Annotated in this window: 14 protein-coding genes, 1 pseudogene and 1 riboswitch; of the genes and pseudogenes, 8 read left to right on the top strand and 7 right to left on the bottom strand. The window is 72.9% G+C overall.

The window, feature by feature from the left end:
• The first annotated feature begins 12 nt into the window (after positions 1-12).
• A riboswitch (TPP riboswitch) is annotated at positions 13-120 on the top strand.
• From QIS96_RS19725 to QIS96_RS19710, 4 genes are all read left to right on the top strand, one after another.
• Entirely contained in the window at positions 117-1,205 is a 1,089-nt protein-coding gene (locus QIS96_RS19725) for a thiamine ABC transporter substrate-binding protein (protein WP_282543970.1), read from the top strand. It overlaps the preceding riboswitch by 4 nt.
• Before the next feature lie 41 nt (positions 1,206-1,246).
• Positions 1,247-2,878, top strand: a complete 1,632-nt coding sequence (locus tag QIS96_RS19720) for an ABC transporter permease (protein ID WP_408907220.1) — start codon at positions 1,247-1,249, stop codon at positions 2,876-2,878.
• Positions 2,878-3,909: an ABC transporter ATP-binding protein gene (locus QIS96_RS19715; RefSeq protein ID WP_408907219.1), complete on the top strand. Its 1,032-nt coding sequence runs from the start codon at positions 2,878-2,880 to the stop codon at positions 3,907-3,909. The genes QIS96_RS19720 and QIS96_RS19715 overlap by 1 nt, the downstream gene beginning before the upstream one ends.
• 121 nt (positions 3,910-4,030) lie before the next feature.
• On the top strand, positions 4,031-4,729 hold the full coding sequence (locus tag QIS96_RS19710; protein WP_282543969.1) for a hypothetical protein: 699 nt from the start codon (positions 4,031-4,033) through the stop codon (positions 4,727-4,729).
• A 64-nt stretch (positions 4,730-4,793) separates the two neighbouring features.
• On the opposite strand, the pseudogene QIS96_RS19705 reads toward QIS96_RS19710, so the two are convergent.
• From QIS96_RS19705 to QIS96_RS19685, 5 genes and pseudogenes are all read right to left on the bottom strand, one after another.
• A pseudogene (locus QIS96_RS19705) lies at positions 4,794-5,986 on the bottom strand (LOG family protein).
• Between the two features lie 105 nt (positions 5,987-6,091).
• Positions 6,092-6,514, bottom strand: coding sequence for a VOC family protein (locus QIS96_RS19700; RefSeq protein ID WP_282543968.1), 423 nt, complete (start codon positions 6,512-6,514; stop codon positions 6,092-6,094).
• Between the two features lie 436 nt (positions 6,515-6,950).
• Positions 6,951-7,163 carry a hypothetical protein gene (locus QIS96_RS19695; RefSeq protein ID WP_282543967.1) on the bottom strand — a complete coding sequence of 71 codons (213 nt, stop codon included), beginning with the start codon at positions 7,161-7,163 and terminating at the stop codon, positions 6,951-6,953.
• Between the two features lie 203 nt (positions 7,164-7,366).
• Positions 7,367-7,978 (bottom strand): RNA polymerase sigma factor, encoded by a 612-nt coding sequence (locus tag QIS96_RS19690; protein WP_282543966.1) that lies wholly within the window; start codon positions 7,976-7,978, stop codon positions 7,367-7,369.
• 206 nt (positions 7,979-8,184) lie between these two features.
• Positions 8,185-9,435: an MFS transporter gene (locus QIS96_RS19685; protein WP_282543965.1), complete on the bottom strand. Its 1,251-nt coding sequence runs from the start codon at positions 9,433-9,435 to the stop codon at positions 8,185-8,187.
• A gap of 201 nt (positions 9,436-9,636) precedes the next feature.
• Here QIS96_RS19685 and QIS96_RS19680 point away from each other — a divergent pair, with 201 nt between their 5' ends.
• From QIS96_RS19680 to QIS96_RS19665, 4 genes are all read left to right on the top strand, one after another.
• The gene (locus QIS96_RS19680; protein WP_282543964.1) at positions 9,637-10,530 is read left to right on the top strand and encodes a helix-turn-helix transcriptional regulator; all 894 of its coding nucleotides are present in this window, start codon (positions 9,637-9,639) and stop codon (positions 10,528-10,530) included.
• A 262-nt stretch (positions 10,531-10,792) separates the two neighbouring features.
• Positions 10,793-11,278 carry a nucleoside deaminase gene (locus QIS96_RS19675; RefSeq protein WP_282543963.1) on the top strand — a complete coding sequence of 162 codons (486 nt, stop codon included), beginning with the start codon at positions 10,793-10,795 and terminating at the stop codon, positions 11,276-11,278.
• Between the two features lie 127 nt (positions 11,279-11,405).
• Entirely contained in the window at positions 11,406-12,209 is an 804-nt protein-coding gene (locus QIS96_RS19670) for a VOC family protein (RefSeq protein ID WP_282543962.1), read from the top strand.
• A gap of 262 nt (positions 12,210-12,471) precedes the next feature.
• Positions 12,472-13,437, top strand: a complete 966-nt coding sequence (locus tag QIS96_RS19665; protein WP_282543961.1) for a pirin family protein — start codon at positions 12,472-12,474, stop codon at positions 13,435-13,437.
• 6 nt (positions 13,438-13,443) lie between these two features.
• Here the strand turns inward: QIS96_RS19665 and QIS96_RS19660 are convergent, their stop codons facing one another.
• Positions 13,444-13,968 carry a potassium channel family protein gene (locus QIS96_RS19660; protein WP_282544060.1) on the bottom strand — a complete coding sequence of 175 codons (525 nt, stop codon included), beginning with the start codon at positions 13,966-13,968 and terminating at the stop codon, positions 13,444-13,446.
• Between the two features lie 185 nt (positions 13,969-14,153).
• Positions 14,154-15,596 (bottom strand): chloride channel protein, encoded by a 1,443-nt coding sequence (locus QIS96_RS19655; protein ID WP_282543960.1) that lies wholly within the window; start codon positions 15,594-15,596, stop codon positions 14,154-14,156.
• Positions 15,597-15,618 lie beyond the last annotated feature (22 nt).

Here is a 15,618-nt window from a genome sequence, read left to right as displayed (position 1 = left end):
ATTTCGAAAAATGAATTCCGACAGGGGAGCGCCACCAAGGGCGCTGAGAGTGCGGCACCGCCGCAGACCCTCGGACCTGATCCGGGTCATACCGGCGTAGGGAGTCAGCACCAGTCATGAAGATCAATGTTCGGCGTGCCTGCACGGCAGTTCTCTGTGGGGCGCTCGGCGTCGGCGCCCTCGCCGCCTGCGGCGGCTCGGACGGCTCCGAGGCCTCCGGCGACGGCGGCAAGACCGTCACGCTCGTCACGCACTCGTCCTTCAACGTCTCGCCCGACGTGCTGAAGGAGTTCGAGAAGAAGTCCGGGTACAAGGTCAAGGTCCTCAAGGGCGGCGACGCCGGCGAGGTCGTCAACAAGGCCGTCCTCTCCAAGGGCAACCCGCAGGGCGACGTCCTCTTCGGCGTCGACAACACCCTGCTGTCCCGCGCCGTCGACAACGACCTGTTCACGCCGTACGAGGCGAAGGGCCTGGACCAGGTCATGCCCGAGTACCGGGTGGACGAGAAGCACCACGTCACGCCCGTCGACAGCGGCGACATCTGCGTCAACTACGACAAGAAGTACTTCGCGGACAAGAAGCTGGCCCCGCCGAAGACCCTCGACGACCTGGTCAAGCCCGCGTACAAGAACCTCCTCGTCACCGAGGACGCCGCGACCTCCTCGCCCGGCCTCGGCTTCCTCCTCGGCACCGCCGCCGAGTACGGCGACAAGGGCTGGCAGGACTACTGGAAGAAGCTGAAGGCCAACGGCGTCAAGGTCGTCGACGGCTGGGAGCAGGCGTACAACGAGGAGTTCTCCGGCTCCGCCGGCGGCAAGAAGGCCAAGGCGGACCGGCCGCTCGTCGTGTCGTACGCCTCCAGCCCGCCCGCCGAGGTGCTGTACGCGAAGCCGCAGCCGAAGGAGGCGCCGACCGGCGTCGCCACCGAGACGTGCTTCCGGCAGACCGAGTTCGCCGGGCTGCTCGACGGGGCGAAGAACGAGAAGGGCGGCAAGGCGCTCCTGGACTTCCTGATCTCCAAGGAGTTCCAGGCGGACATGCCGCTGCAGATGTTCGTGAACCCGGTCCGTGAGGGCACCCAACTGCCCGAGCTGTTCACGGAGTTCGGCGTCGAGGTCGAGAACCCGAAGACCATGGACCCGAAGAAGATCACGGAGAACCGTGAGGACTGGGTCAAGTCGTGGCAGTCGCTGGTCCTGAAGTAACCACCGGGGCCCGCCCCCAAAGGGACGTCCGCGGGAGCGCGGTGCGGCTCGGCCTGATGGCCCTGCCCGTCGCGTTCTTCGCGGTGTTCTTCGCCTACCCGGTCGCCGCGATCGTCGCGCGCGGCCTGAAGGACCGCCGGGCGGGCGGCAGTTGGCAGATCGGGCGGCTCAGGGACGTCCTCACCGACCCCGACATCCAGCACGTCCTGTGGTTCACCAGCTGGCAGGCCCTCGCCTCCACCGGGCTCACCCTGCTGATCGCGCTGCCCGGCGCGTATGTCTTCGCGCGCTTCGACTTCCCCGGCAAGCAGCTGCTGCGGGCGGTCGTCACCGTGCCGTTCGTGCTGCCCACCGTCGTCGTCGGCACCGCGTTCCTGGCGCTGCTCGGGCGCGGCGGCGTCCTCGACGAGCTGTGGGGGCTGCGGCTCGACACCAGCGTGTGGGCGATCCTCCTCGCGCATGTCTTCTTCAACTACGCCGTCGTCGTCCGCACCGTCGGCGGCCTCTGGGCGCAGCTCGACCCGCGGCAGGAGGAGGCCGCGCGGATGCTCGGCGCCTCCCGCTTCGCGGCCTGGCGGCAGGTGACGCTGCCCGCGCTCGGGCCGGCCGTCGCGGCGGCCGCGCTGATGGTGTTCCTGTTCACGTTCACGTCGTTCGGCGTCGTGCAGATCCTCGGCGGGCCCGGCTTCACCACCCTCGAAGTGGAGATCTACCGGCAGACCGCGCAGCTCCTCGCCCTCGACACCGCCGCCGTCCTCACCCTCGTGCAGTTCGCCGCCGTCGGCGCGGTCCTCGCCGTGCACGCCTGGACGGTGCGCCGCCGCGAGTCCGCGCTGAAGCTCGTCGACGCCGCGCAGACCGCGCGCCGCCCGCAGGGCCCGGCCCAATGGGCGCTGCTCGGCGGGGTGTTGCTGGCCGTGCTGCTGCTCGTCCTCGTCCCGCTCGCCGTCCTCGTCGAACGCTCCCTGCACCCCTCCGACGGCTACGGCTTCGACTACTTCCGGGAACTCGGCTCCGCCGAGGGCGGCGCCTTCCTCGTACCGCCCGTCGAGGCCGTCGGGAACTCCCTGGAGTACGCGCTCGCCGCCACCGCGATCGCCCTGGTCATCGGAGGTCTCGCGGCCGCAGCGCTCACGCGCAGGGCCGGACGGCTGGTACGGGGCTTCGACGCGCTCCTGATGCTGCCGCTCGGGGTGTCCGCCGTGACCGTCGGGTTCGGCTTCCTCATCACGCTCGACGAACCGCCGCTCGACCTGCGCGCCTCCTGGATCCTCGTGCCGCTCGCGCAGGCCCTCGTCGGCGTGCCGTTCGTGGTGCGCACCATGCTGCCCGTCCTTCGCGCCGTCGACGAACGGCTCCGCGAGGCCGCCGCCGTGCTCGGCGCGTCGCCGTGGCGGGTGTGGCGCGAGGTGGACCTGCCCATGGTGCGGCGCGCCCTGCTCGTCGCCGCCGGGTTCGCGTTCGCCGTGTCCCTCGGCGAGTTCGGGGCGACCGTGTTCATCGCACGGCCCGACCAGCCCACCCTGCCCGTCGCCGTCGCCACCCTGCTCAGCCGGGCCGGCGAGCTCAACTACGGGCAGGCGATGGCCCTTTCGACCCTGCTGATGCTGGTGTGCGCGGCCTCGCTGCTGCTCCTCGAACGCATCCGCACCGACCGGACCGGAGAGTTCTGATGCTGCGCCTCGACGACGTGTCCGTACGCTTCGGCGGCCCGGCCGGGCAGGCCGCGCTCGACGGCGTCGAACTCGACGTCGCCGAGCACGAGACGGTGTGCGTGCTCGGGCCCAGCGGAAGCGGCAAGTCCACACTGCTGCGCGTCGTCGCCGGACTCCAGACCACCGACGGCGGCCATGTCCTGCTCGAAGGCCGCGACCAGGGCGGCGTGCCCGCGCACAAGCGCGGCGTCGGCCTGATGTTCCAGGACCACCAGCTGTTCCCGCAGCGCGACGTCGGCGCCAACGTCGCCTTCGGCCTGCGCATGCACCACGTACCGCGCGCCGAACAGGACGCCCGCGTACGGGCGTTGCTCGAACTCGTCGGCTTGCCCGGGGCCGCGCGCCGCGCCGTCGCCTCGCTGTCCGGCGGCGAGCAGCAGCGTGTCGCCCTCGCCCGCGCGCTCGCCCCGCGGCCGCGGCTGCTGATGCTGGACGAGCCGCTCGGCCAGCTCGACCGGTCGCTGCGCGAACGCCTCGTCGTCGAACTGCGGGAACTCTTCCGGGAGTTGGGCACCACCGTGCTCGCCGTCACGCACGACCAGGGTGAGGCGTTCGCGCTCGCCGACCGGGTCGTCGTCATGCGCGACGGGCGGATCGCGCAGAGCGGCACGCCCCTCGACGTGTGGCAGCGGCCCGCCGACGCGTTCGTCGCCCGCTTCCTCGGCTTCGACAACGTCACCCCGGGCACGGTCAGCGGTGAGGCCGCCGACACCGTCTGGGGCAAGTTGCCGGTGCCGCCCGGCTCCCCCCAGGGCAGCCACGACGTGCTCGTACGCCCCGCCGGAGTCCAACTCGTCGCCGCGCGGGACGGATTGGCCTGCACGGTCACGGCCCGCACCTTCCGCGGCACGCACGTCGCCGTCCACCTGCAGCCCGAGGACGCCTCCGCGCCCCGGCTCGAAGCGGCCTGCGCGCTGCGGGACGCGCCAGAGTCCGGGGACCGGGTGGGGGTCGTGTTCGACATGGCGGACGTGGTGGTCCTCGGCTGAGCCGCGCAACCCGGCACGTTCCGCCAGGTCCCGCCGGTCCTGCCCGGTCCTGCCTGTTCAGCCCTGTTGACCGCGTTGATAACTTGGACCCTCAGTCTTCATTCCGCTTCACGGGGGACCAATGAGCCAGCCCTGGCAACCCGCCTCTCAGCCGCAGCCGCCCCAGCCGGACGGCGGCAACCCGTACGCGCAGCCGTCCGGGCCCGGCGCGCCCCCGCCGATGCCTCCCCAGCCGCCGGCCGGGCCGCCGCCCATGCCGCCGCAGCAGCAGGGCATGCCCGGACCGCCGCCGGGCCAGCCGCAGTTCCCGGGCCAGCCCGCGCCGATGCCGGGCATGCAGCCCCCGATGCCGTACGCGGGACCGCAGCGCGGCGGCGGCAGCGCGGTCGGGGCGTTCTTCCTCGGCTGGCTCGTTTCGTTCGTGGTCTCGCTGATCTATGTGGCCATCATCTGGGCCTCGTACGAGAACTTGACTGACGAGGCCACGGGCCGCGCCCTGTACATGGGGCACGGTGTGCTGAACGGCGCAGCCGTCGGCGCCGTCGCCGGGCTCGTCGGGAGGCGCAGCAGCGGTGCGCACGTCTCGGCGGGGATCGTCGCTGCGCTTGGCGCGTTCTTCGGGCAGACCAATGCCATCGTGATGGTGCAGATGGATGCTTCGAACGGCGACCTCATCTACCTCCTGAAGGAGGCGCCGTTCTTCCCCGCCGAGGCCTGGTGGGGTCCGGACGCGAGCTCCGGGATGCTCTCCCTGCTCGGCCTCGTCCTCGCCGCCGCCGCAGGCTGGGGCATCGCCCGCCTCGTCGGCTCGCGCCGCTGAGACTGTACGTACGAGAGAGGGCCCGCGCCGTTCCAACGGCGCGGGCCTTTCCGTGTGTTGAGGCTCAGGAGGCCGCGGCCGCCAGGCGGCTCAGCGTGTCCGCCGCCTCCTCGACCGTGTCGACCAGGGCGATCCGCGCGTCCATCGAGCGTTCCCGGGCCAGCGAGCGCAGCAGCGGCCAGGCCGGGAGGCGCTCCGTCCAGTGCGCGCGGCCGACCAGGACCATCGGGGTCGGTTCGCCGCGCGACTCGTAGTAGTTGGGCGTGGCGTTGTCGAAGACCTCCTGGACCGTGCCCGCGGCGCCCGGCAGGAAGATCACGCCGGCGGTGGACCGGGCGAGGAGGCCGTCCTCGCGGGTGGGGGTCCCCCCCTGGTCGAGCGAAGCCGAGAGCTTGGGGGAGTTGGCGAAGACTTGCCGATGTGCCCGGCGAAGGCGTTCGGCGGCTCGTGGCCGTAGAACCAGGTGGGGATGCCCACCGAGTCGCCGCCCGCGGGCCAGCTCTCGCGGACGGTGAACGCGGCCCGCGCCCAGTCGGTGACCGAGGGGGTGAACGAGGGGGCCTTGGCGAGGAGTTCGAGGGCTTCGTCGAGCATCTCGTCCTCGTACGGGGCCGCGTACGCGCCGAGGTTCGCGGCCTCCATGGCGCCGGGGCCGCCGCCGGTCGCGACGGTCAGGCCGGTGCGGGCGAGGGTGCGGCCGAGGCGTGCCGCGCCCGCGTACGCGTCCGTGCCGCGGCCCATGGCGTGGCCGCCCATGACGCCCACCACCCGGCGGCCGACGAGGAGTTCGTCCAGGGCGTCCGAGATGGAGTCGTCGTGCACGGCGCGGAGCATCGACGCGAACACGTCGCCGCCCGCCTTCGTCTCCTGGAACCAGGCGTAGGCGCGGGCGTCCGGAGTCGCCTCGTACCCCTGCGCGAGGCCGGCGAAGAGCTCGTCGGGGGAGTACAGCGTCCCGCGGTACGGGTCGACGGGCAGGCCGGGCACCGGCGGGAAGACGAGGGCGCCGTCCGCACGTACCTTCGCGGCGGCGTCGGGCCGCATCGTGCAGCCGAGGAAGACGGCGCCCTGGGTGTCGACGGAGAGCAGCGCGTAGGTCCGCCGGGTCAGGTCGATGCCCTGGACGCGGTGGTGGGCGAGGGTGCCGTGGGCGGCGACCGCGGCGTCGAACTCGGCGAGCGACTCGACCTCGCGGTCGGCGGACGGGGCCGGGACCGGGCCGGGGGTCGGGGCCTCGGGGGCGGGATGGTCTGACACGCGGACATCGTAGAGGCGGTGCGGCCGCCCGGCCCGCCGCACCCTTGCCATGAACTTGGCACGCCCTTGTCCGCTGCTGCCATGCCGTTCGTTCGGTCGGTTCGGTCAGCAGCCCTGCACGGCGTTCTCGTCCATCCACATGACCTCGAAGTGGTGGCCGTCCGGGTCGAGGAACGAGCGGCCGTACATGAAGCCCATCTCGCTCGGCTCGGCGGCGGGGGAGCCGCCCGCGGACAGGGCGCGGTCCACGAGCTCGTCGACCTGGCGGCGGCTGCCCGCGCTCAGGCAGATCAGCGCCTCCGTGGAGCGGGTGGCGTCCGCGACGGGCTTCACGGTGAAGCGCGCGAACTTCTCCTCCTGCAGGAGCATCAGGACGATGCTGTCGCTCACCGCGACGCAGGCGGTCTCGTCGTCGGAGAACTGGGGGTTGAGTTCGTACCCGACCTCGCCGAAGAACTTCTTCGACAGTTCGATGTCCTTCACCGCGAGATTGATGAAGACCATCTGCTGGTGGGTGCGCGCGGCCATGTGGGCTCCTCGGGGTTCCGTCTCCGTGCCTGCCGGCCTGCCGTTGCTGCTTGCCGTGCGAGGGGTGTCCGAGGGGGTAGACGGAGCGGGCGTACGGAACTCATCGGTGTGCGGCGGGAATTCGAGAAATTTTTTTACGGGGATGTGCGGCGGGGGGGGGGGGGGGGGGGGGGGGGGCGGGGCGGGCGGGGGGGGGGGGGGGGGGGGGGGGGGGGGGGGGGGGGGGGGGGGGGGCGGGGGGGGGGGGGGGGGGGGGGGGGGGGGGGGGGGGGGGGGCGCGCCCCCGGGCCCCCCCCCCCCCCCCCCCCCCGCCCCGCCCCCCCCCCGCCCCCCCCCCCCCCCCCCCCCCCCCCCCCCGACTCGTGTGCGCTCCGGCGTGGGTGGTTCAGCACCGTGTCGGTTCCAGCCCCCGATCTCGGAACCGGCCCGGTGCTGCTCACACTTCGCGGGGCTTGAGACTCTGCACCGAATCCCCTGAGTCGCTCGGAAGGGCGATCTGGCGGACGAGTCGGCGCTGCCGGGCCCCGCCGCGCCGGGGCCGGGCGACGGCCCATACCGGCCGCCGGGTCAGTAGCCGATCGATGAAGCGGTGGACGGCGGTGCAGAGGCTCGTCGCGAACACGACGATGAGATGGAGCAAGCGGGCCATAGGTGTCTCCCCGAGGTTCTGCGGGTTTCGGTGGACGGCCGGGCCCGATGCCACTCGGGCCCGGCCGTTGAGGATCGACGGATCGACGGATCGATGCGGTCCCCACTCGGTCCTGCGGAGGCGTCCCGTCAACCACCCGTTCCCTCAAGGGAGTTCGGGGCCGGGGCGGGGATCCGTAGGCACGCGAAGGGATCTACCGGCCGTTACGCGTCGTACGTGAGGCGGTGGTCGAAGCACGCGAGCACCTCCGGGTCCCGCAGCTTGCCGTCGGCCCGGGAGAGCGTCTGGCGTACGGCGGCGGGGGAGCGGTCGAGGTGCCGGCCGATGTCCTTCGACGTCATGCCGAACACGTGCCGGAGCACGTACACCTGGTGCTCCAGAGGCGTCAGGGCGGCGGCGAGGATGTCCCGGACGTCGCTGTAGCGCAGCCCGGAGTCGTCCAACTCCGCGTCCTCCGCGCCCTGGAGGTCGAGTTCGGCGGCGCCGCCCACCATGACCTCCGAGCGCCGGTACTGGCGGCCCAACTCCTTGTTGGCGCAGTTGACGCACACCGTGCGCATGTACGCGTACAGGTTGGCGACCTCGTGGCCGCGCTGCAGATGCTCGGTCATCTGGAGCAGCGCGCTCTGCCAGACGTCCTCGGCGAAGCGGCGTCCGACGCGTGCCGCGATGAGCCGCTTGAAGGAGCCGGACTGCCGCTCCAGCTTCAGGATCTTGTCCTCGACCCCGGCGTCGGGCCGCGCCCCGGCGGCCGGCTTGAGGAAGCGGCGCCGAGCCGCGGGCAGCGCCAGCGGGCTCTCGATGGACTCGGTCATGTGGTTCGCTCCGGATCTCGTGCGGTGATGGCCAGAACGTCAGGGACGCGGGCCGGCACCGGCGCCTGCCCTCATCTCCTGGACGACGGGTACGAGTCGAACGAGGCGCACGAGTGTGAGCGTGCCGGGAGCGATTCTTCAACGGGGCCGATTCTTCAACCCTGGCCGATTTTCAACGGGAGCAACGTTTCAACGGGACCGCTTCCTCAATCTGTCGGGAACTCGCTGTCAACACTCCGTCGACGGTGGATCAGGGCGATGGCGGTCGTAGGGGCGAGGGTGAGGGCGGCGACGGCCGTTCCGACGATGGCGGGGCCGGTCGCGCCGATGGTGTCGAGGGTGAGGCCGGCGACCCAGGAGCCGATGGCGGTGCCGAAGTTGAACGCCGACACGGTCAGCGCGGAGGCGAGAGTGGGCGCCTGCCGCGCGTACCGGACGGCGAGCGCCATCAGTACGGGGTTGGCGCCGAGACCGAAGAAGCCGAGCAGGGCGATCAGCACGACCGTGGGGACGGCGAGCGCGGAGAGCAGGACGAGCGCCAGGAGCAGCAGCGCGGTGCTCGCGGCGGCGACGAGGGTGACGGTGTGCGGGCGGCGGTCGCCGATGCGGCCACCGACGATCGACCCGATGAGCGAGCCGACGCCGAATCCGACGAGGACCAGCGGCACGACCCCGGCGGAGATCCCGGCGCGGCCGGTGAGCAGCGGTGCGATGTACGAGTACGCCGCGAGCACACCGCCGGTGGTGGTGGCGCAGGCGGCCAGGACCAGCCACAGGCGGCCGGAGCGGAGCGCGGTCAGCTCGCCGCGGATCGACACGGTGTGCTCGGCCGGGCCGTCGTGCGGGACGGCGCGGCCGATGAGCACGATGGCCGCCGCGGAGAGGCCCGCCAGGGCCCAGAACGGGCCGCGCCAGCTCATGAGTTGACCGGCGAACGCACCCAGCGGCACGCCGACGACGTTAGCGAGCATCGCCCCTGCGCCCACCACGCCGAGGGCGCGGGAGGCGGCCGCGGGGCCCGCGGCGCGGGCGGCGGCGACGTTGGCCACGGCCCAGAAAGCGCCCGTGGCGACCGCGGTGAGGAACCGTGCCGCGAGCAGCAGCGCGAAGTGCGAGCCGAGGGCGACGACGACGTGTCCGACGGAGAAGACGCCGAGGGCCAGCATCAGCGTCAGCCGGGTGGGCAGCCGCAGGGTGAGCAGCGCCATGAGCGGTGCGCCCACGATCACGCCGACGGCGAACACGGTGATCAGGAGGCCGGTCCCGGCGACGCCGACCCGCAGGTCGCCCGCGATCTCCGGCAGCAGCCCGGCCACCACGAACTCCGTCGTGCCCATCAGGAAGGTGCCGAGGGCCAGGATGTGGACGACGAGCGGAAGCCGGGGTGCGGACTGCTTGTCGAGGTCTTCGGGACGCCCGTGGGCGGGGGCGTCGAGGACTGCGCCTCGCGAACTCATACGTCAACTCCGTGCAGGTGGTGAGGGGGCGGTGAGCCCGGCAGGTCCGGGTGCTCGTCCCGGAGACGAAGGGGGGTGAGCCCGGGAACGAGGGGGTGGTGATCCCAGAAAAGCGGGCTTCCCGCGGGCGGAGAAGGTCGGGTTTACAGGGGTACAAACTCGACCCCCCTCCAGCGGCCCCGCCTGGCTACCGTGGAGGTCATGGACCAGCGCCCCGACCACCGCACCGAGATCCGCGACTTCCTCGCCAGCCGGCGCGCGAAGATCACGCCCGAGCAGGTCGGACTCCCCACCAGCGGCCGCCGCCGCGTCCCGGGGCTGCGGCGCGAGGAGGTCGCCGTACTCGCCGGAGTGAGCACCGAGTGGTACACGCGGCTTGAGAAGGGCCACATCAGCGGCGTCTCCGAGGACGTGCTCGCCGCCGTGGCCCAGGCCCTGCAGCTGGACGAGGACGAGCGGACCTATCTCTTCGACCTGGCCCACGCCGCCCGCTCCGCCCACCGCAAGCCGTCCCGCCGCAGGGACGTCCAGGTCCCGCCGAACGTGCAGTGGCTGCTCGACTCGGTGACGCTGTCCGCCGCTTTCGTACGCAATGGGCGCCAGGACATCGTCGCCGACAACGCGCTGGCCAGGGCCCTGCAGGCGCCCCTGTACGAGAGCCGCACCGCCGACCGGCACGGCCGCCCCAACAACGCCCGCTACGTCTTCCTCGACCCCGGCGCGCGGGAGTTCTTCGTCGACTGGGACGCCGCAGCCGTGGCCACCGCGGCGCTGCTGCGCGCCGAGGCGGGCCGCGAGCCCCACGACCGGGCGCTGCGCGACCTGATCGGCGAGCTCTCCACACTGAGCCCCGACTTCCGCACCATGTGGGCCGCGCACGACGTCCGCATCCGCCACGACGGGGCGAAGCGCCTGCAGCACCCGGAGGTCGGCGAGCTGGAGCTGACCTATGTGTCCCTGGACCTGCCGATGGCCCACCGGGCGATGCACGACCTGACCCTCTACACGGCCGAGCCGGGCAGCGCCTCCGAGGAGCGCCTCAAACTCCTCGCCAGCCTCACCGCACCCCGGCGCTCAACATCTCCCTCTCCCTGAAGCCCTGCTCAGCCCCTCCTCAACCCCTGTCAGCGAACCCCCTGCTCAACCCTTGCTCGGCGAACTCCCTGCTCAGCCCCTCCCGCAGCCCCGCGACAACGCCCCCCCCGGGGCCCGTACAACGCCTCCGCCCCCGGCGATACGATCACGGACAGGCCTTCGGAGGAGGAGCCGGAGAGCAGGACCGATACGCCAAGCACAGCCGAGCCGGCGAGGCCGCGAGAGCCGCCCCGGCCGCCTCGGCGAAGAGAGGGAGACATCCATGGAAGCCTCCGAACTGCCTTATCTGCGCCGGTGCGTGGAGCTCGCCGCCGAGGCGCTCGACGCCGGGGACGAGCCCTTCGGCTCCGTGCTCGTGAACGCCGAGGGCGAGATCCTCGCCGAGGACCGCAACCGGGTGGCGGGCGGCGACCACACCCAGCACCCCGAGTTCGCCCTCGCCCGCTGGGCCGCCGGGAACCTGAGCCCGCAGGAGCGCACCGCCGCCACCGTCTACACCTCCGGCGAGCACTGCCCGATGTGCTCCGCCGCGCACGCCTGGGTGGGCCTCGGCCGCATCGTGTACGTGAGCTCGGCGGCCCAACTCGGCGAGTGGCTCCAGGAGTTGGGGGTCCCGGCCGGACCCGTGCGGTCCCTGCCGATCAACGAGGTCGCCCCGGACGTACCGGTGGAGGGCCCCGTCCCCGAGCTGGCCGACGAGGTGCGGGAACTGCATCGCCGCCTGCACACCGGGGCGACCGGCAGCTGACCGGCTGACCCGCGCGTAAGGGGGGGGCGGGGCGCCCGCCTCCCCACCGTGCGCCGCCCGGCCCCCGCCCCTACCGTGACAAGAGTCAACGCACATCAGGCAGGGGGCGGGAGAGGGCTGGACCACCATGACCGCATTCGCGGACGGCGCACCCTGCTGGGTGGACGCCATGTTCCCGGACATCGGCGCCGCCAAGGAGTTCTACGGCGAGCTGCTCGGCTGGACCTTCGACGAGGGCTCACCCGAATTCGGCGGCTACACCCAGGCGCACTCGAACGGCAAGGCCGTCGCCGCCGTCGTACCGCAGCTGCCCGAGATGGCCGGGCAGCCCGCCGCCTGGAACTTCTACTTCGCCTCCTCCGACGTGGCGGCCACCGCGGAGAGGATCACCGCCAACGGCGGCAAGCTGCTCATGGAGCCGATGGCCGTGGGCGAGTTCGGCACGATGGTCACCGCCCAGGACCCGAGCGGCGTGCACTTCAGCGTGTGGCAGGCAGGGCAGCACGAGGGCTTCGCGAAGACGGGCGAGCCCGGCTCCTTCTGCTGGGCCGAGGTCTTCACGCGGGACGCGGCCGCGGCGGACGCCTTCTTCCCGGCGGTCTTCGACTTCGGCGTGAAGCGGATCGTGGACGACGCGATGGACTTCCGGCTGTGGGAGGTCGACGGGCAGCCCGTGATGGGCCGCTTCAAGATGACCGACGACGTGCCGGCCGAGGCGCCCTCGTACATCAGCGTGTACTTCGGCGTCGAGGACTGCGACGAGGCCGTCGCCACCGTCCAACGCCTCGGTGGGCGGCTCTACTTCGGGCCGATGACCATGGCCTTCGGCCGCTTCGCCGTCGTCGCCGACCCGCAGGGCGCCGCCTTCGCCGTGATCGACACGGCCACGACCGAGGGCGAACCGCCGCAACTGGCGGACCCGGAGAGCTGAACCCCGCCCGCTCCCGCACGGCTCCGGACCCTCGTAACTCCCTTGCGTCTGCGCGGAAGTCGTACGCCCAGGGGCGCGGCGGCGCACGATCAGGGTGGCGCTCGCCCAGGCGGCCGACCCGTGGGGCGGAAGGGGCCGGAGCGGCTGCGGGGGCGGGGGATTCCGTGGTGGTTCGGCCGGGCCGGCGGAAGCACCCCCGTGCGGGGGACGGGACCCTTTCGAGCCATGTCTGTACGCAGATGTCTCGGTTAGGTTGTGCGCCATGAGCAACCTTGACCGTCAGGCCGCCCTGTCCGTCTGCGGCGGGCGAGGCTTCGTCGTCGCCGAGCCGGTACGCGAACTCCTCGCCCCGCGCCGCGTCCAGCTCGGCGAGTCCACCGAAGTCCGCCGACTGCTCCCCAACCTGGGCCGCCGCATGGTCGGCGCCTGGTGCTTCGTCGACCACTACGGCCCCGACGACATCACCTCCGAACCCGGCATGCAGGTCCCGCCGCACCCGCACCAGGGCCTGCAGACCGTCAGTTGGCTGCACGAGGGCGAGGTCCTGCACCAGGACTCCCTCGGCTGCCGCGCGACCGTGCGCCCCCGCGAACTGGGCCTCATGACCTCCGGCAGCGCGATCAGCCACGCCGAGCAGTCCCCGGCCCCGCACCCCCGCTATCTGCACGGCGCCCAACTCTGGGTAGCGCTGCCCGACAGCCACCGGCACGTCGACGCCCACTTCGAGCACCACGCCGAGCTGCCGCAGGCCACGGCCCCCGGGCTCACGGCCACGGTGATCCTCGGCTCGGTCGACGGCGCGGCGTCCCCCGGCACGACGTACACCCCGATCGTCGGCGCCGACCTGGCGCTCACGGCGGGCGCGGACCTCCGGCTGCCCCTGGAGCCCGACTTCGAGTACGCGGTCCTGTCGATGTCCGGCGAGGTCCACGTCGACGGCGTCCCGGTCCTGCCGGGCTCGATGCTCTACCTCGGCTGCGGCCGCGGCGAACTCCCGCTGCGCGCGGCCTCGGACGCGGGCCTGATGCTGCTCGGCGGTGAGCCGTTCGCGGAGGAGATCGTCATGTGGTGGAACTTCATCGGCCGCACCAACGACGAGATCGCACAGGCCCGTTCGGACTGGATGAACGGGGACCGCTTCGGCGAGGTCAAGGGGTACGAGGGCGCCCCGCTGCCGGCCCCGGAACTGCCGCCGACACCGCTGAAGCCGCGGGGACGGGTGCGCTGAGCCCGACTAGCCGTTCTGGTCCCCGCCGTTATCCCCGCCGTTCCCTCGGGTGTCGTCGGACTCCGGCGGGTGGGCCGGGTCGGCACGGCGGTGGCGCAGGGACACCACCCCACGGACGCGGCGGCTGAAGGCGGTGGCCGCCGCGGTGAGGAAGACGAAGGTGTAGAGGATCTGCAGGATCGTCAGCACGCGCGCGGACTGGCCCGTCGCGGTGATGTCGCCGTAGCCGATGGTGGCGAGGGTGACCAGCGTGAAGTACAGGGCGTCGACCCGGGTGCGGAGCCCGTCGAACCCGCCGGGTTCGGAGGCCAGTACGTAGTACGCGCCCGCGAAGACGAGGACGGACGCGCACATCAGCAGCGGGATCGCGAAGCCGGGGCGGGTGCCGGGCCGGTCGGTGAGCACGTCGCCGGTCTGGCGGAGCAGCAGCAGCGCGATGACGCCGAGGGCGAGGACCAGCAACGTCCAGCTGAGCACGGGGCGTCGGGGGCCGAGGAGGTCGAGGGGCAGGAGGAAGTAGGCGGCGGTCATGGCGGCCGTCGCCGCGCCCGCCGCCGTCACGAGCCACCGCCCATCGGTGCGGACACGGTGGACGAGGCGCGCCAGAAGCCGGCCGCTCCCCGGTCCGCCGCCGTTCGTCCCCGCGTGACCGTTCGTCTCCTCGTTACCGTTCGTGCCAGCGCGACCCGCGCGACCGTTCGTGTCCTCCCCGCCGGTCACCCGCCGGGCTCCTGAGCCGCGTCCGCGGTGCGCTTCCCTGCAGGCTTCCCGGTTTCCCTCGCGCCGGGCTCGGCTCCCGGTTCCGTGCCCGGCTCCGCGGCGGGCGGGCGGCCGCGCATCAGTTGCGCCGTGACGATGCCGACGACGGACGCGATCACGATCAGCGGCATCTGGTTGTGCGCGTCAACGCCGAGCAGCAGCACCGTCAGCACCGCACTGGTCAACGGCAGGCCGGTGACGACGGCGGTGGCCGAGGCCATGCCGAGAGCGAGGCCCGGCGTCGCGCCGAGCCCCGGCAGGCCCGCGCAGGCGATGCCGAGGGCCGCGCCGATGAAGACGGCCGGGAAGATCGGCCCGCCGCGCATGCTGCCTAGGCAGATGCTCCAGGCCAGTCCCTTGCACACGGCGAGCGCGAGCAGCGCCCCCACGGACCAGGAGTGCGGCGCGGCCGCGAGGCCGCCGAGCGCCGACTGCCCGGACAGCGCGGCCTCCTCCGCCGACCGGCCGGTGAGCAGCGCGTACGCGGTCATCAGGACGCCTGCCGCGGCACCGCACGCGACGACTCGTACGCCGCTGTGCCCGGCGGTCCACCGCTCGGTCCTGCGGCCCAGCCTGCGCAGCACCGCCACGGCCGCGGCGATCAGCACGGCGGCGGGCACGCCCCACAGGAAGTCGCCCGCGTCCGGGGTGACGTCCGGAGGCACCTCGGGCAGGGAGAGCGCGCCGATGGACAGGCCCGTCCAGCTCCCGAAACCGGTGAACACCAGGGCCCCGGTCCCGCCGGCGATCAGACACGGCAGGAGCAGTACGACGAGTTGGGCGCCGCCGATCCCGGCGCCCTCGACGACCAGCACGGCCGCGACGACGGGCCCGCCGAAGATGCTGGAGATCGCCGCCGTCGAGCCCGCCGTGGCGAGCAGCATGCGGCCCCGGGCGTCCGGTTCGGCGGCCCGGCGCAGGGCGCGCAGCGCGAGCAGGGCGAGGCCGCCGCCGATCGCCATGAGCGGCGCCTCGGGACCGAGCACCACGCCCAGCGGGAGCGTGGCGAGCGCGGCCAGGACCACGCTCGGCAGGGCGGCCGGCCCGAGCGGCGGACCGCCCAGGCCGTGTACGGGCACATGGCCGCCGCGACCTGGCATCCGCGTCACGATCGGCGCGAGGATCAGGCCGGCGAGCAGCAGCGCGGGCAGCGGCCACCACCAGGGCGCGCGGTCGAAGCCCAGGGCCTCCGGGAGCGTCTCCCACACGACGTTCTGGAGGGCGTGCTGCGCCGTCAGGAACGCGAAGCAGGCGAGCGCGACGGGGATCCCGATCAGGGCGCAGAGCACCAGCAGCCGCAGATAGCCGCGGCTCAGCAGCGTGGCCCGCAGCCGCGCGTCGTCGTCGCCGCGCGGGTCCTCCGGCGGGGTCGCGGAACCTTCGCCCGCGGCGCTCTTCATGCCACAGCCATGGGGACGGCGC

Source organism: Streptomyces cavernicola, from assembly GCF_029968035.1.
In the GTDB taxonomy this organism is placed as follows: domain Bacteria; phylum Actinomycetota; class Actinomycetes; order Streptomycetales; family Streptomycetaceae; genus Streptomyces; species Streptomyces cavernicola.
Note: the sequence above shows the minus strand (reverse complement) of the source record. Positions and strands in the feature narration are given on the sequence as shown.

Bases quoted from the DNA above. Each gene is read 5' to 3' on its own strand.
- QIS96_RS19700 (WP_282543968.1), bottom strand. From the start codon at position 6,514: ATGGCCGCGCGCACCCACCAGCAGATGGTCTTCATCAATCTCGCGGTG.
- QIS96_RS19710 (WP_282543969.1), top strand. From the start codon at position 4,031: ATGAGCCAGCCCTGGCAACCCGCCTCTCAGCCGCAGCCGCCCCAGCCG.
- QIS96_RS19670 (WP_282543962.1), top strand. From the start codon at position 11,406: ATGACCGCATTCGCGGACGGCGCACCCTGCTGGGTGGACGCCATGTTC.
- QIS96_RS19655 (WP_282543960.1), bottom strand. From the start codon at position 15,596: ATGAAGAGCGCCGCGGGCGAAGGTTCCGCGACCCCGCCGGAGGACCCG.
- QIS96_RS19695 (WP_282543967.1), bottom strand. From the start codon at position 7,163: ATGGCCCGCTTGCTCCATCTCATCGTCGTGTTCGCGACGAGCCTCTGC.
- QIS96_RS19660 (WP_282544060.1), bottom strand. From the start codon at position 13,968: ATGACCGCCGCCTACTTCCTCCTGCCCCTCGACCTCCTCGGCCCCCGA.
- QIS96_RS19675 (WP_282543963.1), top strand. From the start codon at position 10,793: ATGGAAGCCTCCGAACTGCCTTATCTGCGCCGGTGCGTGGAGCTCGCC.
- QIS96_RS19715 (WP_408907219.1), top strand. From the start codon at position 2,878: ATGCTGCGCCTCGACGACGTGTCCGTACGCTTCGGCGGCCCGGCCGGG.
- QIS96_RS19685 (WP_282543965.1), bottom strand. From the start codon at position 9,435: ATGAGTTCGCGAGGCGCAGTCCTCGACGCCCCCGCCCACGGGCGTCCC.
- QIS96_RS19725 (WP_282543970.1), top strand. From the start codon at position 117: ATGAAGATCAATGTTCGGCGTGCCTGCACGGCAGTTCTCTGTGGGGCG.
- QIS96_RS19680 (WP_282543964.1), top strand. From the start codon at position 9,637: ATGGACCAGCGCCCCGACCACCGCACCGAGATCCGCGACTTCCTCGCC.
- QIS96_RS19665 (WP_282543961.1), top strand. From the start codon at position 12,472: ATGAGCAACCTTGACCGTCAGGCCGCCCTGTCCGTCTGCGGCGGGCGA.
- QIS96_RS19690 (WP_282543966.1), bottom strand. From the start codon at position 7,978: ATGACCGAGTCCATCGAGAGCCCGCTGGCGCTGCCCGCGGCTCGGCGC.